Annotated in this window: 22 protein-coding genes; 11 read left to right on the forward strand and 11 right to left on the reverse strand. The window is 60.5% G+C overall.

Features of this window, described 5'->3' with window-relative positions:
- Together ACQZ5N_RS23975 and ACQZ5N_RS23980 are read left to right on the forward strand one after the other, a co-directional pair.
- Positions 1-311 (forward strand): hypothetical protein (locus ACQZ5N_RS23975; protein ID WP_448734324.1); only part of this gene is annotated, 311 nt, incomplete at its 5' end.
- Positions 312-325: 14 nt separating this feature from the next.
- A complete protein-coding gene (locus ACQZ5N_RS23980; protein WP_448734325.1) occupies positions 326-1690 on the forward strand; it encodes a hypothetical protein in 1365 nt (454 codons plus the stop codon).
- 924 nt (positions 1691-2614) lie between these two features.
- Here ACQZ5N_RS23980 and cysN read toward each other — a convergent pair.
- The 3 genes from cysN to ACQZ5N_RS23995 are packed head-to-tail and all read right to left on the reverse strand — an operon-like array spanning position 2615 to position 5862.
- Positions 2615-4099 carry a sulfate adenylyltransferase subunit CysN gene (gene cysN / locus ACQZ5N_RS23985; RefSeq protein WP_448734326.1) on the reverse strand — a complete coding sequence of 495 codons (1485 nt, stop codon included), beginning with the start codon at positions 4097-4099 and terminating at the stop codon, positions 2615-2617.
- Complete coding sequence (cysD, locus tag ACQZ5N_RS23990) at positions 4099-5052, reverse strand: sulfate adenylyltransferase subunit CysD (protein ID WP_003520470.1); 954 nt, start codon at positions 5050-5052, stop codon at positions 4099-4101. Before cysD ends, cysN begins: the two co-directional genes overlap by 1 nt.
- Positions 5053-5079: 27 nt before the next feature.
- Positions 5080-5862 carry a phosphoadenylyl-sulfate reductase gene (locus ACQZ5N_RS23995; RefSeq protein ID WP_448734327.1) on the reverse strand — a complete coding sequence of 261 codons (783 nt, stop codon included), beginning with the start codon at positions 5860-5862 and terminating at the stop codon, positions 5080-5082.
- A gap of 204 nt (positions 5863-6066) precedes the next feature.
- Between ACQZ5N_RS23995 and ACQZ5N_RS24000 the strand changes: the two genes are divergently transcribed.
- The 5 genes from ACQZ5N_RS24000 (at position 6067) to ACQZ5N_RS24020 (ending at position 10751) form a co-directional block, all read left to right on the forward strand.
- Positions 6067-6507 (forward strand): RrF2 family transcriptional regulator, encoded by a 441-nt coding sequence (locus ACQZ5N_RS24000; protein WP_003520468.1) that lies wholly within the window; start codon positions 6067-6069, stop codon positions 6505-6507.
- A 245-nt stretch (positions 6508-6752) separates the two neighbouring features.
- Complete coding sequence (locus ACQZ5N_RS24005) at positions 6753-7778, forward strand: sulfate ABC transporter substrate-binding protein (protein ID WP_448734328.1); 1026 nt, start codon at positions 6753-6755, stop codon at positions 7776-7778.
- 198 nt (positions 7779-7976) lie between these two features.
- Positions 7977-8834, forward strand: a complete 858-nt coding sequence (gene cysT, locus ACQZ5N_RS24010) for a sulfate ABC transporter permease subunit CysT (RefSeq protein ID WP_003494311.1) — start codon at positions 7977-7979, stop codon at positions 8832-8834.
- A complete protein-coding gene (gene cysW, locus ACQZ5N_RS24015; RefSeq protein WP_448734329.1) occupies positions 8827-9699 on the forward strand; it encodes a sulfate ABC transporter permease subunit CysW in 873 nt (290 codons plus the stop codon). The genes cysT and cysW overlap by 8 nt, the downstream gene beginning before the upstream one ends.
- 11 nt (positions 9700-9710) lie before the next feature.
- Positions 9711-10751 carry a sulfate/molybdate ABC transporter ATP-binding protein gene (locus tag ACQZ5N_RS24020; protein ID WP_003520463.1) on the forward strand — a complete coding sequence of 347 codons (1041 nt, stop codon included), beginning with the start codon at positions 9711-9713 and terminating at the stop codon, positions 10749-10751.
- Between the two features lie 538 nt (positions 10752-11289).
- Here the strand turns inward: ACQZ5N_RS24020 and ACQZ5N_RS24025 are convergent.
- From ACQZ5N_RS24025 to ACQZ5N_RS24045, 5 genes are all read right to left on the reverse strand, one after another.
- Positions 11290-11655, reverse strand: a complete 366-nt coding sequence (locus ACQZ5N_RS24025) for an HVO_A0114 family putative DNA-binding protein (protein ID WP_020812514.1) — start codon at positions 11653-11655, stop codon at positions 11290-11292.
- Positions 11656-11703: 48 nt separating this feature from the next.
- A complete protein-coding gene (locus tag ACQZ5N_RS24030) occupies positions 11704-12717 on the reverse strand; it encodes an NAD(P)H-quinone oxidoreductase (protein WP_448734330.1) in 1014 nt (337 codons plus the stop codon).
- An 88-nt stretch (positions 12718-12805) separates the two neighbouring features.
- Positions 12806-14608: a GGDEF domain-containing protein gene (locus ACQZ5N_RS24035; RefSeq protein ID WP_269830310.1), complete on the reverse strand. Its 1803-nt coding sequence runs from the start codon at positions 14606-14608 to the stop codon at positions 12806-12808.
- Between the two features lie 182 nt (positions 14609-14790).
- Positions 14791-15027 carry a ribbon-helix-helix domain-containing protein gene (locus tag ACQZ5N_RS24040; protein WP_020812511.1) on the reverse strand — a complete coding sequence of 79 codons (237 nt, stop codon included), beginning with the start codon at positions 15025-15027 and terminating at the stop codon, positions 14791-14793.
- Positions 15028-15270: 243 nt separating this feature from the next.
- On the reverse strand, positions 15271-15819 hold the full coding sequence (locus tag ACQZ5N_RS24045; RefSeq protein ID WP_080853227.1) for an HdeD family acid-resistance protein: 549 nt from the start codon (positions 15817-15819) through the stop codon (positions 15271-15273).
- 219 nt (positions 15820-16038) lie between these two features.
- On the opposite strand from ACQZ5N_RS24045, the gene betI reads away from it, so the two are divergent.
- From betI to betA, 3 genes are all read left to right on the forward strand, one after another.
- Entirely contained in the window at positions 16039-16659 is a 621-nt protein-coding gene (gene betI, locus ACQZ5N_RS24050; protein WP_020812509.1) for a transcriptional regulator BetI, read from the forward strand.
- A gap of 12 nt (positions 16660-16671) precedes the next feature.
- Positions 16672-18144, forward strand: coding sequence for a betaine-aldehyde dehydrogenase (betB, locus tag ACQZ5N_RS24055; protein ID WP_448734331.1), 1473 nt, complete (start codon positions 16672-16674; stop codon positions 18142-18144).
- A 230-nt stretch (positions 18145-18374) separates the two neighbouring features.
- The gene (gene betA / locus ACQZ5N_RS24060) at positions 18375-20024 is read left to right on the forward strand and encodes a choline dehydrogenase (RefSeq protein ID WP_448734332.1); all 1650 of its coding nucleotides are present in this window, start codon (positions 18375-18377) and stop codon (positions 20022-20024) included.
- A 3-nt stretch (positions 20025-20027) separates the two neighbouring features.
- On the opposite strand, the gene ACQZ5N_RS24065 is transcribed toward betA, so the two are convergent.
- Positions 20028-20327, reverse strand: a complete 300-nt coding sequence (locus ACQZ5N_RS24065) for a type II toxin-antitoxin system RelE/ParE family toxin (RefSeq protein WP_448734333.1) — start codon at positions 20325-20327, stop codon at positions 20028-20030.
- Positions 20324-20599, reverse strand: coding sequence for a YlcI/YnfO family protein (locus ACQZ5N_RS24070; RefSeq protein WP_065115092.1), 276 nt, complete (start codon positions 20597-20599; stop codon positions 20324-20326). Before ACQZ5N_RS24070 ends, ACQZ5N_RS24065 begins: the two co-directional genes overlap by 4 nt.
- Positions 20600-20744: 145 nt before the next feature.
- Here ACQZ5N_RS24070 and ACQZ5N_RS24075 point away from each other — a divergent pair, with 145 nt between their 5' ends.
- Positions 20745-22088, forward strand: a complete 1344-nt coding sequence (locus tag ACQZ5N_RS24075) for a chloride channel protein (protein WP_448734334.1) — start codon at positions 20745-20747, stop codon at positions 22086-22088.
- A 4-nt stretch (positions 22089-22092) separates the two neighbouring features.
- Here the strand turns inward: ACQZ5N_RS24075 and ACQZ5N_RS24080 are convergent, their stop codons facing one another.
- Complete coding sequence (locus ACQZ5N_RS24080; protein ID WP_269828012.1) at positions 22093-22845, reverse strand: DUF3750 domain-containing protein; 753 nt, start codon at positions 22843-22845, stop codon at positions 22093-22095.
- Positions 22846-22895: the final 50 nt, after the last annotated feature.

Raw genomic sequence — 22895 nt, forward strand, 5'->3', positions numbered from 1 at the left:
ACGAGGAACTTGACCACGACCGCAGACCCGAAACATACCTAACAGGCGGGTCAATTCTCGGTGGAAACGCCGGGTCAGTTCTCAGTGGCAATCAACAGCGTACGACGATCAAGGAGTGGCTCGAATTGCGACATGACGACATCGATACCAAGCGAGCTGCCGCAAGTCGCGCGGCGGATACCGTGCACGACATTCGTAAGCGTCAGGAGGCTACTCGATCGTCTCTGGCAGCAGAGAAGAGCCAGCGGTCAGCCAGCGCGGTGGAAGATGCGCGACTGAGGATCCAGCAAGCAAAAGATCGCCTGAAATAAGAGGGAGAAGACCGATGGCACCACGTCGTCAGCCGCTGCGTCTCTATCTGGAGGACGCGCGCACACACAAGAACGGATGCGTCACACCTGCAACATGGCATATCCGCGGAACGTGCGAATTCACAAATGAGCGGATCAAAAAGTCCACAGGATGCATCATCGATCCGAAGAACGGGATTGACCAAACTGCGGCGGCAGAAGAGGTCCTTGCCGATTTCGTGAAGCAGCGTCGCGCTGCGCAGCGACCCTCGGCAAAGGTCAAGAACGCTAGCGCAGACGAGGTGTACGTCGCTGATGTCGTCAGCTACTACATCGACAACCGGGTGTTCGGCGAGCCGAGCGACCGATATCCGAAACCTCTGTCCCGACCGAAGGAAGTCCTCGCCCGCCTCGAAGTCATCCTTGGCTTCTTCGGTGAGATGACAATGGACGAACTCGATCCGGAGGTCTTCAAAGAATTCCGCAAAACGCGCAGAACACAGGAGGCGGCGCGTCGTCCGCTCGAGGATCTGCGATCGGCTATCAACCTGTATGTCGAGGATGGCAAGATGCGGCACGCGGTCAATGTTCCGCTGCCCGCAAAGCTTCCGGAACGCCGTGATTGGCTGACCCGATCCGAGGTGCGCCATATCGTGAAGGTTGCTTGGTATAAACAGGGGGTCTACTTCGACGAGGACAAGCATCCGGCCAAGGGCTTCATCTGGCGCCACCTCGTGCCATATATCCTTGTGGCCGTGATGACAGGCAGTCGCTATGACAGGATCGTTCGCGCGAGCTTCAAGCGCCGTCCCGGCAAGCCGTGGATCAACTTGGAGACGGGAGAGTATTGGCGCGTCGCACCTGAAGAAATCGAATATAGAAACAAACTCAATCCCGGCATCTTCCTGCCACGCCTATTGATCCGGATCCTGCGCCGCTACCGAGACGCGGGGGCGGAGTATGTCGTGGAGTGGAAGGGGCAGAACGCCACGAACCTGGGTAAGTCGATGCGCAAGCTGCTGGACGAGGCGATTCCGGACGAGAACCGTCACATCGTCCCGCACACGTTCCGCCACACTGCGGCGACCTGGCTCGTGAGTGATCCGACTATTCCGCTGATCGAAATTGCCAACTATTTGGGCATGTCATTTGAGACCATCCACCGTCGGTACGCCAAGATCCGCGACCGCCAGGGCAGTCAGGTGGCTGCAGCTATGGACCGTCTCCGGAAGGAGGAGTTTACCCCACTTTCAACTAAGGGTTCGTGGCGCGATCCCTCGAACCGGAAGAACACTCCTGCAAAGGCTCCGACAACATTCGACAACATCAACGAAAATGAGCAGAAACGAACGCGAACCAAGTCGAACGAAAAGCCAGTAAAATCAACGAAAGCCGCGTAGGTGCTGGGTGGGCGAGGAGTGGCTGATCTCGTTCGGGACGTGGGGGTCGGAGGTTCGAATCCTCTCACTCCGACCAGCTTGAAGCCCAATAGTTACAGCGGCTTGCAACTCATCCCGAAAATTCCAAGATCGAAATCTCGCACCGAAACCGGACCTGTGAAAACCTGTTCCGGCTGGACTGCATTCGCCGCTTGCGTCTGAAATCAGGGCGCAGGTGCGAATAACTGCGTTCAAATTGCCGTTCTTCAACCGGTATCCGCTTTGGGAGGGAGTGTTTCTTTCCACATCCGCTCACGGATGCGAATCGTCGCCGTCAAACAGGGGATGGATCGCTTCGGCGGGCTTTTGTTGTCGCCACCCGGCATCCCAACAAAAGAGGCCCGTCGCTCCGCCAAGCGCCAGGCCTCAATGTCGCGGCCTGTTTCAGGGGACGCGCGACAGGAATCGTCTTAGAAGCCTCAATTCTTCTTCACAATCCAAGAAGTTATCCATCACCGTCATACGCCCTGAATTTCAGGGGCATCGTCACGATCAACTTATCGCGATCAAAAAAGAGGCCCGCTGCTTTTTCAAACAGCGAGCCTCTGTTGGGCCGCTTGGCGGAGCGACCGCATGCAAATTCGCCTTTCGTGCATGAACGTCGAATGAACAAACAGCTTTTTATGCTGCCGAGAAACAACCCGTAAAAATCAGGAGAGCGGCATGGATCGGAAAGCCGCCTCAGCCGTTATTCAACCATACAACAATGGAGGATAGCATGCTGAAGGGTATCGCATTGTGGGCTATGGGCGTTCCGATCTTCGTGATCATTCTGCTTTATATGTTCGTGTTTTAGGCCATCCGCAGTCTCTGACACGGAAAAGGCTCTGAAACGAAAAAGGCGACCGCTTTGACGGTCGCCTTTTGTTTGTTTGAGGGGGCGTGTCAGCCCAGATCGCCGATCAGCCGCGCGGCCGTTGCGCCGTCCGTGCGGCGGATGTCGATCTCGTCGCGGTGCTTGGCGAGGAGCTCGCTGGCCAGCAGTCTTTCCGCAAGATCGGCGGGCAGCGAGAGAATGACCCGGTCGCCCTTTTCTTCCGTCGCACCGACGCTGCGCTTGCCGGCGATCATGCCGCCCGCAACCGTATTGTTGGTGTCGGGATCGATCAGGATGAAGGAGCCGGTCGAGCGGTTCTGTTCATAGGGATCGAAGATCGCCGTCTCGTCGAAGGAAAGCCGCACCTTGCCGATGGCGTTCATCGGCAGCGAGGTTTCATGCGCCTGCCATTCGCCTTCCTTCAGGTTCAGCTGGCTGACAGGCTGCACGCTGACGCGCTGGCGGCGGCTGCCGCTTTTCAGCCAGTAGCGCTTGCCTGCCTCGATACCGCCCGGCTGCAACGCCACGATCTGGGCGTCGAAGGCAAGGCCGGTCTGCGGCTGCGCCTCGATGGAGACGATCATGTCGCCGCGCGACACATCCACCTGGCGGTCGAGGACGAGCGTGACCGCATCGCCCGCGACGGCGGCGTTGCGCACCAGATCGAAGGTGACGATCTGCTTGACATTCGCGACCATGCCGGAAGGCAGGACGACGACACTGTCGCCCGGCTTTACCGAACCGCCGGCAACCGTGCCCTGATAGCCACGGAAGCTTTCACCGGGGCGCGAGACGCGCTGCACCGGCAGGCGGAAGCCGCCGGACTGCGCGGAACGCACCGTGGCAAGCTCCAGCGTTTCCACCAGCGTCGGGCCTTCATACCAGGGCATGGAGGACTTGCCGGAGAGAACGACGTTTTCACCCTTCAGCGCCGACATCGGAATGGCGGTGATCTGCTTGATGCCGAGATTGGATGCGAAATCGCGGAACTCGTGGGCGATGAGCTCGAAACCGGCCTTGTCGTAATGCGTCAGGTCGATCTTGTTGACGGCCAGCACGAATTGCCGGATGCCCATCAGCGCCGCAATGGTGGCGTGGCGGCGCGTCTGTTCCAGAATGCCGGTGCGCGCATCGACGAGCAGCACGGCGAGATCGGCGGTGGAAGCACCGGTCGCCATGTTGCGCGTATATTGCTCATGGCCGGGCGTGTCGGCCACGATGAAGGCGCGCCGGTCGGTGGCGAAATAACGATAGGCGACATCGATGGTGATGCCCTGTTCGCGCTCCGCCTGAAGACCGTCGAGCAGCAGCGCGAAATCGGGCAGGCCGAGATCGTTCTGCTTGCCGCTGTCGCGGTGCAGGGTTGCGGCCTGATCTTCCTTGACGGCCTTGGTGTCCCAGAGAAGACGGCCGATCAGGGTCGACTTGCCGTCATCGACGCTGCCGCAGGTGATGAGACGCAGCGGGCGCGTGTCGCGCGCCGCCTTCGAATGCTCGGCGAAGGGCAGAATGGTTGCGGAAGAGGAGGGGGTGTTGGCGGCGGCAGTGCTCATCAGAAATACCCCTCGCGCTTCTTCTTCTCCATCGAGCCGGACTGGTCGCGGTCAATCGCGCGGCCCTGCCGTTCGGAAACGGTGGCGATTTCAAGTTCCGCGATGACTTCCTGAAGTGTCGCCGCCTCCGACCGGATCGCGCCGGTCAGCGGGAAGCAGCCGAGCGTGCGGAAGCGGATCGAGCCGTGCTTGATCTCTTCGCCGGGCAGCAGTTCCAGCCGCTCGTCTTCGGCAAGGATCATCATGCCGTCGCGTTCGACATAGGGGCGCTCGGCGGCGTAATAGAGCGGCACCAGCGGAATGTTTTCCGCCTCGATGTAACGCCAGATATCCACTTCGGTCCAGTTGGAGAGCGGGAAGGCGCGCACGCTTTCGCCCTTGCGGACCATGCCGTTATAGATGTTCCACAGTTCCGGGCGCTGGTTGCGCGGGTCCCATTTATGGTCGGGCGTGCGGAAGGAATAGATGCGTTCCTTGGCGCGGCTCGCCTCCTCGTCACGGCGCGCGCCGCCGAAGGCCGCATCGAACTGGCCGGCGTCGAGCGCCTGGCGCAGCGCTTCGGTCTTCATGATGTCGGTGTAAAGCGCCGAACCGTGGGTGAAGGGCGTTACGTTTTCGCTCGCACCGCGCGGGTTGGTGTAGGAAATCAGATCGAGATCGTATTCCTTGACGATATTGTCGCGGAATTCGATCATTTCCTTGAACTTCCAGCCGGTATTGACGTGCAGCAGCGGGAAGGGAATGCGGCCGGGGAAAAACGCCTTGCGCGCGAGATGCAGCAGCACGGACGAATCCTTGCCGATGGAATAGAGCATCACGGGCTTGTCGAATTCGGCGGCGACTTCGCGGAAGATGTGAATGGCTTCGTTTTCAAGCGCCTTCAGATGGGGATCGAGCGGCGGCTTGGATGCGACAGTATTCTTGCTGTCCGTCTCGTGGACTGCGTTGGACATTGTGAACTCCGGGAATGTACTGAATGATTATCGTTGCGGGATGGCGGAAACGGCGGGTGTCTGCTCCGCACCGGCGACGTGAAGACCGCATTCGCGCTTCTCGTCGTTTTCCCACCACCATCGTCCGGCGCGCTCAGGCTCGCCGGGCTTGATGGCGCGCGTACACGGCTCGCAGCCGATGGAGGGGTAACCGCGCTGATGCAACGGATTGACGGGAATGTTCTCCTGGGCGACATGCGCCCGGATGAGGTCGATATCCCAGTCAGCCAGGGGATTGATCTTGATGAGATTGCGCTCCGCATCGAATTCGGCGAAAGGCGTCGTGGCGCGATTGCCGGACTGGCCGCGGCGAAGGCCGGTGATCCAGAAGGCAGCACCATCAAGCGCCTTGCCGAGCGGGATCAGCTTTCTGACATGACAGCAGGCGTGACGGGCTTCAACGCTTTCGTAAAAACCGTTCAGGCCGTATTTTTCGGCATAGGCGTCGATATCGTCCTGCTCCGGGCGGAAGCGGCGGATTTCAATGCCGAAACGCTCTTCGGTTTCATCGATGAGATCGACGGTTTCCTTGAACAGCCGGCCGGTTTCGAGCGTCACGACGTCGATCGGCAGGCGATGCGTGCCGATGGCGGCCGTAATGACCTGATCCTCAATACCGAGGCTGGTGGTGAAGACCGCCCGCCCGCCGAGGCCGGCGATAAACGAAAGCCGACCCGCCAGATCGAGCCCGGCAAGCGTGGCGTCGAGGGAAGCGGCATCGGCAGAGGCATTTGCTGAATTGATCGTCATTGTCACGTCCGGGATTTCCATGGCCGATTATTGTTGAAATCCTTATCCGCGAACAGAAATGACAGTCTTTGTGCGCTGCACTTGAGAGCAAAAATGCCTCACGCGCGCAGGGTATGAGCAAAAGATACCCGTTCACCTTCTTCGCAGCTTGGATTTGAATTGTGACAACTTCTGCGCTAAGCCGGAATTGCCGGGTTTCCGGGCTTGTGGTCTACTGGTTTTACGATGATTTCGCAGAAGGCAAAATATGCGCTGAGGGCGCTCCTTTCGCTGGCCAAGGCCGACGGGGCCTGTCCTGTGCAGATTTCCGACATCGCCCGCGAACAGGCCATTCCGAAAAAGTTTCTGGAGCAGATCCTTCTCGAAATGAAGAAGGAACGCCTTGTCGAAAGCCGGCGCGGCAAGCAGGGCGGTTATCTCTTGGCGCGCCCGGCTGCGGATATCACCTTCGGCGAGGTGCTGCGCCTCATCGACGGGCCGCTTGCCCCCTTGCCCTGCCTCTCGCAGACCGCCTATCGCCGCTGCGAGGATTGCGACGGCGAGAAGCAGTGCGAGATCCGCCATGTCTTTGCCCGCGTGGCCGATGCCACCCGCAACATCCTTTTCAACACCACCATCGCCGACGCCGTGGCCGGTGTCGAAGTGCCCGAGCTTTTGACAGCCTGACGAAAAAATCGTCTAAAACCCCGTAATATTTTTCGCCGCCAGCGCAAAAAATCGTCAAAAATGTGAAACGGTTTTGCATTCAGCAAAGTTTTACACGACGCTTGTTGCGCCTTTCGCTTATGCTGCGCTGTATTTGTTGCCCGGGAAAACGCTCTCGGGAAACACTTTTTCGATCGTATTCGGCCTCATTGACCAACTCTACTCAACCGGTAGAGTTAAGCCATCGCAATCAGGAGGGAATACCGATGTCCAAGCTTCTGTCCGGTTTGAGCGTTGTTGCGCTTAGCCTCTCACTGGCACTTGGCGGCGCTGGCTCGGCCGCCGCGCAGACCAAGCTGCTCAACGTGTCCTACGATCCGACCCGTGAACTCTACAAGGACTTCAACGAAGCCTTCGCCAAGAAGTGGAAGGCCGACACCGGCGAGGACGTCACGATCCAGCAGTCGCATGGCGGCTCCGGCAAGCAGGCGCGTTCGGTCATCGACGGTCTGGAAGCGGACGTCGTGACGCTGGCGCTGCAGAGCGATATCGATGCCATCGTCCAGAACTCCGGCAAGATCAACAAGGACTGGCGCACCCGCCTGCCGCATAATTCCTCGCCTTACACCTCAACAATCGTGTTTCTGGTGCGCAAGGGCAACCCGAAGGGCATCCATAATTGGGGCGATCTGGTGAAGGGCGACATCCAGATCGTCACGCCGAACCCGAAGACCTCGGGCGGCGCCCGCTGGAACTATCTGGCGGCCTGGGCCTGGGCCAACGAAGAGTTCAAGGGCGATCAGGACAAGATCAAGGCCTATGTCGGCGAGCTCTACAAGCGCGCCCCGGTTCTCGATACCGGTGCCCGTGGTTCCACGGTGACCTTCGCCCAGCGCCAGATCGGCGATGTGCTGCTGGCCTGGGAAAACGAAGCCTATCTCGCCGGCCAGGAATTCGGCGCTGACGCCTTCGATATCGTCGTGCCGCCGATCTCGATCCTTGCCGAACCGCCGGTCGCCGTGGTTGACGCCAATGTCGACGCCAAGGGCACGCGCAAGGCGGCGGAAGCCTATCTGCAATATCTCTACTCCGACGAGGGCCAGAATATTGCGGCAAAGCACTTCTACCGTCCGTCGAACCCGGCTGTCGTCTCCAAGGATCTGCTCAAGCAGCTGCCCGACATCAAGCTCGTCACCATCGACGACCCGCAGTTTGGCGGTTGGGCCAAGGCGCAGCCTGAACATTTTGGTGACGGCGGCATCTTCGACCAGATTTACAAGCCCGCAAAGTAAGCGGATGATGGGCTGAAAAGAGATCGCCCGCGTCCGCACGGACAACAGAAAACAAAACCTGATCGACCGGACACCGTGCCGGTCGATACTTTATAATAAACGCCGGGGAACACCGGCTCCCAGAGAGCATTTCCAGGAAAAGCGGACCCCGGTTTCCTGTCCGGAAATGCGCAAAACTAAAGATTATCCGGAGCCTTGATGAGCAATAATACTTCCGGAAACAGGTGGAAATGGCGGCAGTCGAGCGTCATACCGGGCTTCGGCCTGACGCTTGGTTACACAGTGACCTATCTGTTTCTCATCATTCTTATTCCGCTGGGCGGCCTTGTCTGGTCCACGGCGAAACTGGGTTTTTCAGATTTCATTGCGATTGCCACGGATAGCCGCACGCTGAATGCGCTGCGTGTCAGTTTCGGCACGGCATTTCTTGCCGCGCTGGTCAACGCGGTCTTCGGCGTCATCGTCGCCTGGGTGCTGACGCGTTACCGTTTTCCCGGTCGCCGCTTCGTCGATGCCATCGTCGATCTGCCTTTCGCCCTGCCGACGGCGGTCGCCGGTATCGCGCTGACCACGCTTTACGCCAATCGCGGCTGGGTCGGTTCGCTGTTCGAACCCTTCGGCATCAAGATCGCCTTTACGCCGACCGGCATCGTCATCGCGCTGATCTTCATCGGCCTGCCTTTCGTGGTCCGCACCGTGCAGCCGGTCATGGAAGAAATCGACCGGCAGGTGGAGGAGGTGGCCGCCACGCTTGGCGCCAATCGTTTCCAGACCATCACCCGCGTCCTGCTGCCGAGCCTCACGCCCGCGATCCTCACGGGTTTCGCGCTCGCCTTCGCACGCGGCGTCGGGGAATATGGTTCGGTCATCTTCATCGCCGGCAATATTCCCTACGTCTCGGAAATCGCGCCGCTCCTCATCGTCATCCGGCTGGAGGAGTTCAATTATGCGGCCGCGACCGGCATCGCCACCATCATGCTGATCATCTCGTTCGCCATGCTGTTCCTCATCAATCTCATTCAGGCCTGGAGCCGCAAGAGGTACGGTTATGTCTGAGACCGCTTCCCGCACGTCCCCCCGGCCGTTCCGCGACCCCGCCAGCGAGAGCTTTCCCGCCCGGCTGGCGTTGATCGCGATTGCCTTCGTCTTCCTCGCCGCCTTTCTGGTTCTGCCGCTGATATCGGTCTTTTTCGAAGCCTTCCGCAAGGGTGCGGAAAGCTTCTGGGAGGCGATTGTCGAGCCGGATGCACTCTCCGCCATTCGCCTGACGCTGCTCGTCGCCGCCATTTCGGTGCCGCTCAACCTCATCTTCGGGGTGATGGCCGCCTGGGCGATTGCGAAATTCGAGTTCAAGGGCAAGGCCTTCCTGATCACGCTCATCGACTTGCCGTTCTCGATCTCACCGGTCATATCGGGCCTGGTCTATGTCATCCTGTTCTCGTCCCACAGCGTGCTGGGGCCATGGCTGAAGAGCTACGGCATCGAAATCCTCTTCGCCGTGCCGGGCATCGTGCTCGCCACCATCTTCGTCACCTTTCCCTTCGTCGCGCGCGAACTGATCCCGCTGATGCAGGATCAGGGCAATGGCGACGAGGAGGCGGCGATTTCGCTCGGTGCTTCCGGCTGGCAGACCTTCTGGTATGTCACGCTGCCGAATATCAAATGGGGCCTGCTTTACGGGGTGCTGCTCTGCAACGCCCGCGCCATGGGCGAGTTCGGCGCCGTCTCGGTGGTCTCGGGCCATATTCGCGGCGAGACCAACACCATGCCGCTGCATGTCGAGATACTCTATAATGAGTACAATATGGGCGCGGCCTTTGCGGTGGCGACGCTGCTCGCCGGTCTGGCGCTCGTGACGCTCATTCTCAAAACCATTCTCGAAATACGCTTTGGCGCGGGCAACGCAGCCGGCAAGCATTGAAAGGCATCTTCATGGAAGTGAAAGTTTCCGGCATCACCAAGCAGTTCGACCGCTTTCCGGCCCTGAACGATGTGTCGCTCGACATTCGTTCCGGCGAGCTGATCGCGCTGCTCGGTCCTTCCGGTTCCGGCAAGACGACGCTGCTGCGTCTCATCGCCGGTCTCGAGCAGCCGACGACCGGCCAGATTTTCTTCGGCAACGAGGACGCCTCGCACCGCACGGTGCAGGAGCGCAATGTCGGTTTCGTGTTCCAGCACTACGCCCTGTTCCGCCATATGACGGTGGCCGACAATATCGCTTTCGGTCTCAAGGTGCGTCCCTCCGCCAAGCGTCCGCCGAAGGCCGAAATCCGCAGGCGGGTCTCCGAGCTTCTCGACATGGTGCACCTCTCCGGGCTTGAGAAGCGTTACCCCTCGCAGCTTTCTGGCGGTCAGCGCCAGCGCGTGGCGCTTGCCCGCGCCGTCGCCATCGAGCCGAAGGTGCTGCTTCTCGATGAACCCTTCGGCGCACTGGACGCCAAGGTGCGCAAGGAGCTGCGCCGCTGGCTGCGCGAATTCCACGACCGCACCGGCCATACCACCGTCTTCGTCACCCACGATCAGGAAGAGGCGCTGGAACTGGCCGACCGCGTCGTCGTCATGAGCCAGGGCAAGATCGAACAGGTCGGCACGGCGGACGATGTCTACGACACGCCCAACTCGCCCTTCGTCTTCTCCTTTATCGGCGAATCCTCCAGCCTGCCGGTGACGATCCGCGACGGCCACGTGCTGTTCCAGGGCGAAAGCATCGGCATCGACGAGAGCGGCTCTGGCGAGGGCGAGCTTTTCTTCCGTCCGGAAGATGTGGTGCTGACGCAAGAGAAGGACGCGCTTTACGGCAAGGTCACCACCTGTCGCCGCCTTGCCGGCACCCGCATCGCCGAAATCGACATCGCCAATAACGGCCATGAGCCCTATCACCTCGAAATCGAGGTGCCGCTCAACGCCGCCGTGGCCGTGGGGGCGGAACTACGTTTCAGGCCGACGCGATGGAAGGTTTTCGGGAAGAAATAAGGGAGAAGTGAGCGCAGTTGACGGTCGATGATCCGGCGCTCTCCCCCAGTTCTCCGTCATACCGGCCTCGAGCCGGTATCCAGCCAGCCCAAGTCTTTGGGCTGAAAGGAGTCCTCTCGTCGCGCAGACGCGCGCCGGCTGGATGCCGGGTCATCCTCGGGCTTGCTCCGGGGACCGGCATGACGGAAGAGACGTGTCACGAGTAGCATCGAGCATAGAGCTTGCCGCCCCGGCATTCGAGGCACAGATTTCCCCAATAGTCGAAACAATACGCAAAAACGGAAAAGGGCCGCCGAAGCGACCCTTCCATGAGTTTGGTCCTGTTTACAGACCCGGGACTGTTTCTCAACGTTCCGAAGGCAGAAGGTTTACAACGAGGGCTGCCCCGTCGAAAACACACCCTTTCCATTGCCTGCACCAGAGACCGAAATCTCACTAGACATTGGATCACCTCCTTCCGATACGTTGAACATAACTAGAAGGTAGTACGATTCGTCAGTAATGCAAGAGGGATTACTTCCAGGGGGACGCCCTGCACCTATGCCGCATCTGCGGCCTTCACGTCGAATTCGAAGTGGATGCTGTCATAGGGAAACTCGATGCCAGCCTCGTTCCGGTCGATAACGCCCGCATGGAGGAGCGACGTCACGTCGCGATGAACGGCCTGTACGTCCCGTCCGACCCGACGGGCAACCTCCCGGATAGAAAGCGGCCCCTGTCCGGCCAAAGCCTTGACGATGGCAAGGCGAAGCGGCGCGAGAATGCGGTGCAGGTCCTCATAGCTGGAAAATTCGACGGATGGTTTCGCCTCCACCGGCTTCCCGGACATGGCCAGATTACCGGCGGCAACAAAGCGGCTCTTGATATCCTTGATCGTGCTGAGACGGACGGTGAGTGCGGTCATGACAAAATCCTTTCCATATCCGCCTGAACAACGATCCAGCTCAAAGCGTCACGACACCCGCATCACGATCTTGCCGATATGATTGCTGCTTTCCATCAGCCGGTGCGCTTCCACGACCTCGTCCAGCGTAAAGACCCGGTTGATGACCGGTGCCAGCTGACCGCTTTCGATGAGCGGCCAGACCTCTGCGACGAGGTCGTCGCGGATGGCGCGTTTTTCGTCGGCCGTGCGGGGGCGCATGGTGGAGCCGGTGACGGTGAGGCGTTTGACCATGATGGGGGTGAGGTTGACCTTCTCGGCCACGGCGCCGCCCAGAAAGGCGATGATGGACAGGCAGCCGTCCTTGGCAAGTGCCGAAAGGTTCTTTTCGAAATAGGCCGCACCGATCATGTCGAGAACGACATCGACGCCCTTGCCGTCGGTTTCGGCCTTGATGACGGCGGCGAAATCCTCCTCGCGGTAGTTGATCGCCCGTCTGGCGCCGAGCTTCACGCAGGCTTCGCATTTCTCCGCAGAACCCGCCGTCGCATAGACTTCCGCGCCGAAAGCCCTGGCGAGCTGGATCGCCGTCGTGCCGATGCCGCTGGTGCCGCCGTGGATGAGGACGCTTTCCCCTTCGGTGAGGCCGGCCATCTGGAAGAGATTGGCCCAGACGGTGAAGAAGGTTTCCGGCAAAGCCGCCGCTTTGACGGCGTCGTAACCCTTGGGGAAGGGAAGGGCCTGCCCGGCCGGCACGGTGCAATATTGCGCATAACCGCCGCCATTGGCGAGCGCGCAGACCTTGTCGCCCAACTTGAATTCGGTAACGCCTTCACCCAGCGCAACCACCTCGCCGGCGATTTCAAGGCCGAGGATCGGGCTTGCATCCTTCGGCGGTGGATAGATGCCCTGCCGCTGCGCGACATCCGGCCGGTTGACGCCCGCCGCCTCGACCTTCACCAGAACCTCGCCTTTTGCGGGCTTCGGCAAAGGCGCTTGCGAAAGCCGCATCACCTCCGGGCCGCCATGGGAGGGAAGGTCGATGAAGCGCATTGTTTCGGGCAGGGTCTTGGTGTCGGGCATGGCCAGGGGCAACTCCTCACGTGTCGGCGTCGCCTGAAGATGTAGGTCAGATGCACCGCTTAGGGAAGGAGGCCGTTTGTCACGAGTGTCAATTTGTCTCGCCGAAGACCCGGACGACGAGACCGCCTTCGTTTTCCTTCGCAGCCGCCTTCACACCCGCGATCTCGCTGCCGATCCGCTCGGGATTGGCGATGATAAGCCCTTTCGGCAAGGTCAGAACGCCGATGGAGCAGCGCAGCAGCGCGAAGTCCCGCTCATTGCCGTGGCGGTCCTGGCCTTTCATGCAGCCGGCGGCGCGGTCCTCGTCCGAGTAGAGTTCGGCGACGTCGTCGTGAAAATCGCTGAGCAGCCGTTCGAGGATTTCCGTCAGTTCTCCCACCGTCCAGTCGCGCACGCCGATGAAGAAATCGTCGCCGCCGATATGGCCGAGAAAGCAGTCGCCGGCAAAAAAGTAACGACGCATCAGCGCCGAAAACAGGGTGATGGCGTGGTCGCCGGCGTTGAAGCCGTATTTGTCGTTGAAGGGTTTGAAATTATCGAAGTCGCAATAGCAGAAGAAGCGCGCCTCGTCGCCATCGCTGCAACGGTCGGCAATGAAGCCGCCAATTGCGCGGTTGCCGGGCAGCGCCGTCAACGGGTTCTGGTCCTGCGCCATCTTCAGCTGTTTTTCGTTGATGACCTTGATGAGCGAAGCGGCGGAAACAATGCCGGCGTAACGCATGTTTTCGGTGAGGATGATGCAGGCGCTGCCGCCCATGCTGGCGAACATGTTCATCAATTGGTCGGCATCGGCATCGAGGCCGACAATCGGCGCGGGATCGACGAAGTGGGAAATGGTGCGCTCGTAGATCTTGTTCTTGAGCAGGTCGCGGCCGAAGGGCCGGTAGATATATTCCTTGAGGTGATATTCGTTGATGACGCCGCGCGGTTCGCCATTGGCGTTGAGAACCGGGAAAAATGCCTGCTGCGGATTTCTGCGGAACAGTTCGAAGACGCTGTCGACGCTGTCATGCTCGAAGACGGTCGGAAGACGCTCGATTTCACGGCGGATGAGAATCTCATCCAGCGTCTGGCTGCTGCGCCGCGCCACGCCGATACGGTTGATATGGGGAAAGCTCTCCGGCAGCTCGCTGGTGAAGACCGTGGGCCTCGCGATCAGCCAGCCCTGCACCAGATCGACGCCGAATTCGCGGCAGGTCAGAAATTCCGCTTCGGTTTCGATGCCTTCCGCAATGACCCTGACGCCAAGAACATGGGCGATGTTGACGATGTTGCGCACAAGGTGCTGCTTGCGCGGCAATTGGTCGACGCCGGTGATGAAATGCCGGTCGATCTTCAGGTAATCCAGCGGAAAATCGCAGAGCAGCTTCATCTCGCCATGGCCGGCGCCGAAATCGTCGATGGCCAGCTTGAAGCCTTCCTTGCGCATGCGGGCGATCAGCGCCGTGAATTCCGGCACGCTGGTATTGTCGAAACGTTCGGAAAGCTCGAAGCAGATGGAGGAGGCGGGAATGCCCGCTCGCGCCAAGTGGCCGACGAGCTTGTCGAGAATGGCGTCGCCATGCGGGATCAGCCGCACATCGAGATTGAGGAACAGGGTGGCGGAGGAGAAATCGGGCAGGGTGGAAAATTTCGCCAGCGCCCGGCTCGCCAGCATCTGCTCGAAGGCCTTCAGCTCGCCATCCGCGGCAGCCTGATCGAGCAGCGCCAGCGGATTGGAAAAACCGAGCCGGTCATGGCCGCGCATCAGCGATTCATAACCGAAGATCGTGCCTGTCGTCGCCTCGACAATCGGCTGAAACGCCGTTTCGAGCACCAGTTTCGCCATGGGAAACATGTGCCCGGAGGCAAAACGCCTTATGACATCGTTCTCCAGCGTGACGGCCTGCATTTCTATTCTCCGCTATTGCCGGTCCCTTTGGTGACGCGCCGTGTGGAATGCGTCATCGGGAACCCGTCTCTTTTGCGGCGAACAATCGCAGATTACAGGTCAACAAAAGCTTTCACGACTGTGAAGCTTTGATGAACGTTTTGTTACAACCCTTTCAATATGGAGGGTTGTTACGCCGGGCCTTATGCCCGGCGGACATGCCCGCTGTGTGCGGCATAAAGTTCCGCAACGTTCATGCGTTCCCGGTCCGCTTCGACAGGCTCCGTGGACTTTGCGCCCACGCCATGTTCGGCGGAGGCCGCCCATAGTCTCAGCGCTGCCCTGACGACCTCGCTGCCGGACGCGTAAGCGCCGCAATTCACGGCCTCGCGCATTCTTGCTGCCTGTTCCGGGGAAATCGATACTGTCACCATTGGCATGATATCACTCCCTTCTTTCCATGGCCGCCACGCGAACCCGATAAATGCCCGTTTTACGGACGGGGCGGGGGCGGTCTTTTATGGGCGGTCGTTTTTAAGAGCTTTCGTCTGGGCGCCGCATCCAGCGAAATTGGTATCATCGCTTATCTTACCACGAAACGCGTTCCATACCCAATTTGCAGTATATTGGGGTTTAGTTTTTCCCCGATCGGCATGGATCCGATACGGGGACGCATACTACCCTTAGGAACGCATGGCCATGGCCAGTGCGATCGTTGCAAAACCCTGCATGATAAGGTCTATCGCCAGAAAAAGGCCCAACACCCAGAGGCTGTTGACCGGCCAGCCGGCGGCGATCACCAGGCCCGCCAGTGCCGTCACCGCGCCCGCCGTGGCAACCCAGCCCCAGCCCGTCGCCGGTTTCAGCCGGAAGCCGACGACGAGGCGGAAAATGCCGGCGACAATGAGAGAAATCGCCATCAGCAAGGTCAGCACGGCCGCCGTCAGATCGGGGTTCTGGAAAGCGATGACGCCGGCAATGGCGTAAAGCAGGCCGCTCAGCGTCCAGAACAGCACGCTTTCCCATCCCTTCACCTGAAAGGCATGAAAAAGCTGCAGCACGCCGCCCATCAGCATCATGACCCCGACATAAAAGACGGAGGCGACGGTGGCGACCAGAAGATTGCCGAGCGCGATGATGCCGAAGGCCAGGAGAACGAGGCCAAGCGCCAGCAACCAGCCCCACTTTGCTTTCAGCGGTGAAAATCCAGATGCATTGAGACTCTGCGTCATGTCGCTGTCTCCCTGAATGGTCGGGGTAACGCTATCACGATTGCACCGTAGCGCAATGCGTCTGTCGAAGATTTGATCCAGATCATGAGCCGGAAGACGGGAAAACCGCTCTCGTTTTCTCCCCTGCCGCGCAGGTGCCAATCCGCGACATGAAATGGCGCGTTTTTTATTGATTGATCGATCAATCAAGAATATTTTGCCGCCATCAAGGAGACGCTTATGCCCAAGATCGGAATGGAGCCTCTGCGCCGCAAGGCGCTGGTGGATGCGGCGCTTCGCACCATAGGCCACCATGGTTCGCTGAATGTGACGATGTCGGATATCGCCCGGGAAGCGGGCGTGTCGGCGGCGCTCGCGCATCACTATTTCGGCAGCAAGCAGCAGCTTCTGCTGGAAACCATTCGCAGCCTGCTGCGCGATCTCAGGCGTGATGCGGTCGCGGCTTTGACCCGCGCTTCCGGCCCGCGCGAAAGGCTGAGCGCCATCGTGCATGTCTCCTTCCAGAGCGACCAGTTCACGCCCGAAACGGTGGCGGCATGGCTTGCCTTCTATGTCGAGGCGCAGCGCTCGGAAGAAACCCGCCGCCTGCTGGTGCTTTATTCCCGCCGCCTCAGGTCCAACCTCATGGCGAGCCTCAACCGGCTCTGCCCGCCGGACGATGCCGCGCGCATCGCGGAAGGGGCGGCGGCCCTGATCGACGGGCTTTATATTCGCCACAGCCTGCGCTCGGCGCCGCTCGGCCTCGCCTCCGCACCGGCGCTTGTCGAGGATTATTTCGACATGCAGCTCAAATCTTTTCCCGATGGACAGCGCCAAAAGCCGTCCATCCGCGTTCTTTAAGGAGACTTCGACATGACCACGCTCAAGGCGCAGCCGAAAGCCTCGCATTTCATCGACGGGGTGTATGTCGAAGACACGGCCGGCACGCCGTTCGAGAGCATCTTTCCGGCCACCGGCGAGGTGATCGCGCGGCTGCATGCTGCAACGCCTGCCATCGTCGAGCGGGCCATCGCCTCGGCCAAACGTGCGCAGAAGGAATGGGCGGCGATGAGCCCGATGGCGCGGGGCCGCATTCTCAAACGCGCCGCCGATATCATGCGCGAGCGCAACGATGCGCTTTCGACGCTGGAGACGCTGGATACCGGCAAGCCCATTCAGGAAACCATCGTCGCGGACCCGACGTCCGGCGCGGATGCCTTCGAATTTTTCGGCGGCATCGCGCCTTCGGCGCTGAACGGCGATTACATCCCGCTTGGCGGCGATTTCGCCTATACCAAGCGCGTGCCGTTCGGAGTCTGCGTCGGCATCGGCGCCTGGAATTATCCGCAGCAGATCGCCTGCTGGAAGGCGGCACCCGCGCTGGTCGCCGGCAACGCCATGGTCTTCAAGCCTTCGGAAAACACCCCGCTCGGTGCCTTGAAGATTGCCGAAATCCTCATCGAAGCCGGTCTGCCCAAAGGCCTGTTCAACGTCATTCAGGGCGATCGCGATACCGGCCCGCTGCTGGTCAATCACCCCGATGTGGCCAAAGTCTCGCTCACCGGCTCAGTCCCGACCGGCCGCAAGGTGGCCGCTGCCGCTGCCGGGCATCTGAAGCACGTGACCATGGAACTCGGCGGCAAGTCGCCGCTGATCGTCTTTGACGACGCCGATATCGGAAGCGCTGTGGGCGGGGCCATGCTCGGCAATTTCTATTCCTCCGGCCAGGTCTGCTCCAACGGCACCCGCGTCTTCGTGCAGAAAAAGGCGAAGGAGCGTTTCCTCGCCAATCTGAAGCGCCGCACCGAGGCGATGATCCTCGGCGATCCGCTGGACTACGCCACCCATCTCGGCCCGCTGGTCTCCAAGGCCCAGCAGGAGAAGGTCCTTTCCTATATCGAAAAGGGCAAGGCTGAGGGCGCGACGCTCATCACCGGCGGCGGCATTCCGAACAATGTTTCGGGCGAGGGCGCCTATGTGCAGCCGACCGTCTTCGCCGATGTGACTGACGACATGACCATCGCCCGCGAGGAAATCTTCGGGCCGGTCATGTGCGTGCTGGATTTCGACGATGAAGACGAGGTTCTTACCCGCGCCAACGCCACCGAATTCGGTCTCGCCGGCGGCGTCTTCACCGCCGATCTCGCCCGCGCCCATCGCGTGGTCGACCGGCTGGAGGCGGGCACGCTTTGGATCAACACCTATAATCTCTGCCCGGTCGAAATCCCCTTCGGCGGCTCGAAACAATCCGGCTTCGGGCGGGAGAATTCGGCGGCGGCGCTGGAGCATTATAGTGAGCTGAAGACGGTTTATGTGAGCACGGGGAAGGTGGACGCGCCTTATTGACGGTCAGCGGGTGGGACTTACCCCCCTCTGTCCTGCCGGACATCTCCCCCTCAAGGGGGGAGATCGATATGCGGCGACGTCGCGCCCGTCTCAACGTTTGCGAATGAAGTGGTGGTGGCGCCGCTTGCCGATCTCCCCCCTTGAGGGGGAGATGCCCGGCAGGGCAGAGGGGGGTGAAGCCCCAGCCGCATACGGTCATCGGAACCAACGCTCATCGGAGAGAGCAGATCATGCAAGCAGATTACGTCATCGTCGGTTCGGGTTCCGCAGGCTCCGCCATCGCCTATCGCCTGTCGGAAGACGGCCGTTATTCGGTGATCGTCATCGAGGCAGGCGGGTCGGATTTCGGCCCCTTCATCCAGATGCCGGCCGCACTTGCCTGGCCGATGAGCATGAAGCGCTATAATTGGGGCTATCTCTCCGAGCCCGAGCCGAACCTCGACAACCGCAGGATTACGGCGCCGCGCGGAAAAGTCATCGGCGGTTCGTCCTCCATCAACGGCCTCGTTTACGTGCGTGGCCATGCCGAGGATTTCAATCGCTGGGAAGAGCTTGGCGCGCATGGCTGGGCCTATGCGGATGTGCTGCCATACTTCAAGCGCATGGAACATAGCCATGGCGGCGAGGAGGGCTGGCGCGGCATGGATGGGCCGCTGCATGTGCAGCGCGGTCCGGTCAACAATCCGCTGTTCCACGCCTTCATTCAGGCCGGCGCGCAGGCCGGTTTCGAACTGACTGACGACTATAACGGCTCAAAGCAGGAGGGTTTCGGCCTGATGGAGCAGACCATCCACAATGGCCGCCGCTGGTCCGCTGCCAATGCCTATCTGAAACCGGCGCTGAAGCGCGGCAATGTCACGCTGGTCAACGGTTTCGCCCGCAAGGTCGTCATCGAGAACGGCCGGGCCGTGGGTGTCGAGATCGAGCGCAAGGGCGTGGTGGAAACCATCGCGGCCAATCGCGAGGTCATCGTTTCCGCCTCATCCTTCAATTCGCCGAAACTGCTGATGCTCTCAGGCATCGGCCCCGCCGCGCATCTCAAAGACATGGGCATCGAGGTGAAGGCGGATCGCCCAGGTGTGGGCGAGAATCTTCAGGACCATATGGAGTTTTATTTCCAGCAGGTCTCCACCAAGCCGGTCTCGCTCTATTCCTGGCTGCCATGGTTCTGGCAGGGCGTGGCGGGCGCGCAATGGCTGCTGTCGAAAGGCGGGCTTGGCGCTTCCAACCAGTTCGAGGCCTGCGCCTTCCTGCGCTCAGCACCCGGTTTGAAGCAGCCCGACATCCAGTATCATTTCCTGCCGGTCGCCATCTCCTACGATGGCAAGGCGGCGGCGAAAAGCCATGGTTTTCAGGTGCATGTGGGTTACAATCTGTCGAAATCGCGTGGCAATGTCACATTGCGCTCGGCCGATCCGCATGACGACCCGGTCATCCGCTTCAACTATATGAGCCACCCGGAAGACTGGGAGAAGTTCCGCCATTGCGTGCGCCTGACGCGCGACATCTTCAGCCAGAAAGCCTTTGACGATTTTCGCGGGCCGGAAATCCAGCCCGGCGAAAATGTGGAGACGGATGAGGAGATCGACGCCTTTTTGCGGGAACATCTGGAAAGCGCCTATCACCCCTGCGGCACCTGCCGCATGGGCGACAGGGACGACCCGATGGCCGTCGTCGATCCCGAATGCCGGGTGATTGGCGTGGAGGGCTTGAGGGTGGCGGACAGCTCGATCTTCCCGCATGTGACCTATGGCAACCTCAACGGCCCGTCGATCATGACCGGCGAAAAGGCGGCGGACCACATTCTCGGCAAAACCCCGCTGCCACGCTCCAATCAGGAACCTTGGGTAAACCCGCGCGCGGCCGTCAGCGACCGGTGAGGGTCAATGGTAATCGTCCTCGCGCTGGTGGCGGATCGCGAGGATTGTTACTTTCTCGGCATTCTCTATCTCAAACAGAATGACATAGCCTGACGATCCAAACGGAACGAGAAATTCCCGCAGAAACGAGTTTTCCGCGCCAACTTTTCTGCAACTCAAGGGAAAATCCGCAAGTGCAGAAATCCCTTTTTCTATTGCCCTGTAAGCTCGTTTCGCCGCGTGTTTGTCTTGGCGCAGGAGATGAGAATAGAGACGCATTATATTGTCGCGCGCTCTGTCGGCCAGAAAAACCTGATATGTCACTTGTCGTCGTCTTCGGCGAGCTTTGCGTCGAGCATGGCCTTCAGTTCTGCAAGAACGTCTTCCGCCCTGTGGTAAATGCCGGTTTTCTTCGACTCTTCACGTGCCGCCAGGCCGCGTGCGATGAAATCCGCCTGCGATTTACGGATTTCAACTTCCCGCCTCACAGAATTCTCAACGAAGGATGATAGCGTCTCACCATCCTTCAGTACACTTTCTGCTGCTTCACGGAAATCGGCCGTCACACGCAGTGACGGTAATGTCGAAGTTTTCATCTCGTCTCTCCGCGCGTCGCATTTGCGATGCGCATCATCTCCCACCTCCTGAAAAGAGTCAAATGCAAAACTTGCAAAGCTGGGTATCCAGGCAGATAAAAGGCCGTCCTACCCGCCTGTACCGAAATCACCGATCTGGACCGCCATGCCCGTCGACTACAAAAAGCTGAAGATGCTCCGCCGTTCCCGTGTCGTGTGGGGTTCGTGGCGGGTGTGGAGGCCGAGGGCGGTTTTCTGGATTGGCGCGATTGCCGTTGGCCTTATCAGCGTCGGGTTTGCGTGGGCGGCGGATCGCGCCCAGCACCTTTTCTTTGCGGCGACCTCATCGGGCGAATGGGCGTTTCTACTGCCGCTCATCATCACGCCGCTCGGGTTTACGCTCTGCGCCTGGCTCGCGATCACGGTTTTCCCCAATGCCGGCGGCAGCGGCATTCCTCAGGCGATCGCCGCTCGACACCTGCGGGAAGATGCGGACCGTTCGCGGCTTCTGTCGCTGAAACTCGCCTTCGGCAAGGTGGTGCTGACGGTGGCCGGGCTTTTGTCCGGTGCTTCCATCGGCCGTGAAGGCCCGACCGTTCAGGTTGGCGCCTCGATCATGCTGCAGGCCGCCCGCTGGGGCGGCATTGCGCAGGCGAAGGGTCTCATTCTCGCTGGCTCGGCGGCGGGCATCGCGGCGGCTTTCAATACGCCGCTGGCCGGCATCGTCTTCGCCATCGAGGAAATGAGCAAGACCTATGAATCCCGCGCCAATGGCCTCGTTCTCACTGCCGTCATCCTGTCGGGCCTCGCTTCGCTGGCGCTGGTCGGCAGCTATACCTATTTCGGCACCAGTTCGGTGATGGCGAAAACGACCATGGACTGGCTGCTGGTTCTGGTCTGCGGCATTGGCGGCGGCGCGTTCGGTGCGCTGTTCAGCGCAGGCGCCTTGCGTCTTTCCGCCCGCATCCGGCGCTTTGCGCAGGCCATGCCGCTGAAGCGGATGCTGGCGGTCGCCGCCGCCTGCGGCCTTGCCTCCGCCGTCCTCGGCATCGCAACGGGCGGCGCGACCTTCGGAACCGGTTACGAACAGGCGCGCGCGGCAATCGAGGGCGAGGCCGCGCCGGCATTCTTCTTCATCGAAAAACTGGCGGCGACGTTCCTTGCCATGATGTCGGGCATTCCCGGCGGCATCTTCGCACCGTCTTTGTCGGTGGGCGCGGGTTTCGGCAGCACCATGGCCGCTTTGCTCGGCACCAGCGTCGGCCTTGGCGCCATCGTCGGCATGGCGGGTTATTTTGCGGGCGTGGTGCAGGCGCCGATGACGGCCTTTGTCATCATCCTTGAAATGACCGGCAATCATGAAGGCGTCATGCCCATCATGGCCGCATCGATGCTCGGATATCTGACGTCGCGGCTTTTCTCCCGCGAGCCGCTTTATCATGGCCTGTCGCGGGTCTTCATCGCCCAGAGCATCCGCGCCCGACGCGCCGCTCAGGCCAGCGAAACGTAACCGCTTACGCGCGGATGCCGGCCACGCCGAAATAACCGAGCCCCGGTATCTTCACGCCGGGCCGGCTGAAATCGATGCCGGCGACAAGACCGAGAAAATTGATCTCGAAACCGCTGCGCGCACCGGCCGAAATGCCGAACAGGCCGCCGAGCGAAACGCTTGCATCCTTCCAGTCGTCGGCGATGTGGTAAAACGCGCCGTCCGGCAGATAATCGCGGCCCACGGCATCCGGCGGCAGCACGACGCCGAGTTCCGGCACGCTGCGCAGCACATGGGCGACGAAGGTGTTGGAGTTGGGGCCGGGATAGATGCGATAGCCGCCCGGCCGGCCATAGGGGTAATCGGAAATAGCCTGCTCGATCTTCGGGATCAGCTTTTCCGCCTCTGCGCCATGAATGGCCACCACCTGGCGCGGTGTGTTGGAATACCAGAAGGCATCCGCCGCATAACCATTGCGGCGGATCGGCGTGCCCCAACCCACCTTGTCATAGCGGTCATAGGCTTTCGCGCCCGGCTTTTTCAGCACGATCCAGGCATGACTGGCGACAGAGCCCTTGAAGCCGCCCGTCATGGCGGAAAACACATAGACCGCAGCCTGTTCATCGGCGTCCGCCTGGGGAAGGACGCCGGACGAAGACCAGCGGGCATCGCGCCAGCCCTGCGGATGGTCCCGCATGGCCCACAGCCCGGCCGATGCCAGTGCGGGAAGCAGATAGATAACGGCAATCGCCAGCAGCAGACGTTTTGCAAATTTCACTGATAGCCCCGTGCATCGAAAAATCAATTGCGGTATCAACCACATGAAAT

It is taken from the genome of Agrobacterium sp. 22-221-1, assembly GCF_053522445.1.

Coding starts and splice junctions, on each gene's coding strand:
- ACQZ5N_RS23980 (WP_448734325.1), top strand. CDS start 326: ATGGCACCACGTCGTCAGCCGCTGCGTCTCTATCTGGAGGACGCGCGC.
- cysN (WP_448734326.1), bottom strand. CDS start 4,099: ATGAGCACTGCCGCCGCCAACACCCCCTCCTCTTCCGCAACCATTCTG.
- cysD (WP_003520470.1), bottom strand. CDS start 5,052: ATGTCCAACGCAGTCCACGAGACGGACAGCAAGAATACTGTCGCATCC.
- ACQZ5N_RS23995 (WP_448734327.1), bottom strand. CDS start 5,862: ATGGAAATCCCGGACGTGACAATGACGATCAATTCAGCAAATGCCTCT.
- ACQZ5N_RS24000 (WP_003520468.1), top strand. CDS start 6,067: ATGATTTCGCAGAAGGCAAAATATGCGCTGAGGGCGCTCCTTTCGCTG.
- ACQZ5N_RS24005 (WP_448734328.1), top strand. CDS start 6,753: ATGTCCAAGCTTCTGTCCGGTTTGAGCGTTGTTGCGCTTAGCCTCTCA.
- cysT (WP_003494311.1), top strand. CDS start 7,977: ATGAGCAATAATACTTCCGGAAACAGGTGGAAATGGCGGCAGTCGAGC.
- cysW (WP_448734329.1), top strand. CDS start 8,827: ATGTCTGAGACCGCTTCCCGCACGTCCCCCCGGCCGTTCCGCGACCCC.
- ACQZ5N_RS24020 (WP_003520463.1), top strand. CDS start 9,711: ATGGAAGTGAAAGTTTCCGGCATCACCAAGCAGTTCGACCGCTTTCCG.
- ACQZ5N_RS24025 (WP_020812514.1), bottom strand. CDS start 11,655: ATGACCGCACTCACCGTCCGTCTCAGCACGATCAAGGATATCAAGAGC.
- ACQZ5N_RS24030 (WP_448734330.1), bottom strand. CDS start 12,717: ATGCCCGACACCAAGACCCTGCCCGAAACAATGCGCTTCATCGACCTT.
- ACQZ5N_RS24035 (WP_269830310.1), bottom strand. CDS start 14,608: ATGCAGGCCGTCACGCTGGAGAACGATGTCATAAGGCGTTTTGCCTCC.
- ACQZ5N_RS24040 (WP_020812511.1), bottom strand. CDS start 15,027: ATGCCAATGGTGACAGTATCGATTTCCCCGGAACAGGCAGCAAGAATG.
- ACQZ5N_RS24045 (WP_080853227.1), bottom strand. CDS start 15,819: ATGACGCAGAGTCTCAATGCATCTGGATTTTCACCGCTGAAAGCAAAG.
- betI (WP_020812509.1), top strand. CDS start 16,039: ATGCCCAAGATCGGAATGGAGCCTCTGCGCCGCAAGGCGCTGGTGGAT.
- betB (WP_448734331.1), top strand. CDS start 16,672: ATGACCACGCTCAAGGCGCAGCCGAAAGCCTCGCATTTCATCGACGGG.
- betA (WP_448734332.1), top strand. CDS start 18,375: ATGCAAGCAGATTACGTCATCGTCGGTTCGGGTTCCGCAGGCTCCGCC.
- ACQZ5N_RS24070 (WP_065115092.1), bottom strand. CDS start 20,599: ATGAAAACTTCGACATTACCGTCACTGCGTGTGACGGCCGATTTCCGT.
- ACQZ5N_RS24075 (WP_448734334.1), top strand. CDS start 20,745: ATGCCCGTCGACTACAAAAAGCTGAAGATGCTCCGCCGTTCCCGTGTC.